The organism is Paenibacillus sp. P4_E11, from assembly GCF_056401635.1.
Genome location: NZ_JBFUIX010000711.1, coordinates 1 through 568, shown reverse-complemented (window position 1 = coordinate 568; position 568 = coordinate 1). Strand labels below are relative to the sequence as shown.

Genomic DNA, 568 nt, shown 5'->3' with positions numbered 1-568 from the left:
GTGCTACTTTCAAGATATTTCTTTAATAATAATTTTCTTGTTTCTTATATTATTTAATTTAGAATAGTCTATTTTATGTATTCCCTTATAATGATCTGACAAGTTTTGAAGGATTACTAAATCCTCAGGTATAGACTGGTCATATAAGAAAATACCTTCCTCATCCGTATGACAATGAGTAAAGTAACCAGACGAACTAACATAATCAATCAAATATGTCTTCCTCCATTCGCCTTCTGAATACCCTAGTGAAATCCAATCAACTAATGACTTTGGTACTCCAGCAATGACACCTATAATATCCTCATTTGTATAAGAATAAGGATTCTTTAGGTTACTCCTTACAGAAACGATATCACCTAACGAATATGAGGAACCATTTAATTTCCATTCTGACTCATAGATCCAACCATTATTATTAATTAGCTTTCTGCATAAGTTTCCTCTGATWTCATWTTCCCATTTCATTTCTTCCTCCCATGGGTCGATTGAGTTCAAAAAATAAGAATTGATACTAATTCGACCTATACTATAAATGTATTCATTTGGATTTAAGTCACTGATTTGC

General features: G+C 31.4%; 1 protein-coding gene. It reads right to left on the bottom strand.

Annotated elements, in window-relative coordinates:
• Positions 1 to 9 precede the first annotated feature (9 nt).
• Positions 10 to 568, bottom strand: a 559-nt coding sequence (locus tag AC1DWB_RS37065) for a hypothetical protein (RefSeq protein WP_477546014.1), incomplete at its 5' end; no start/stop codon positions are given.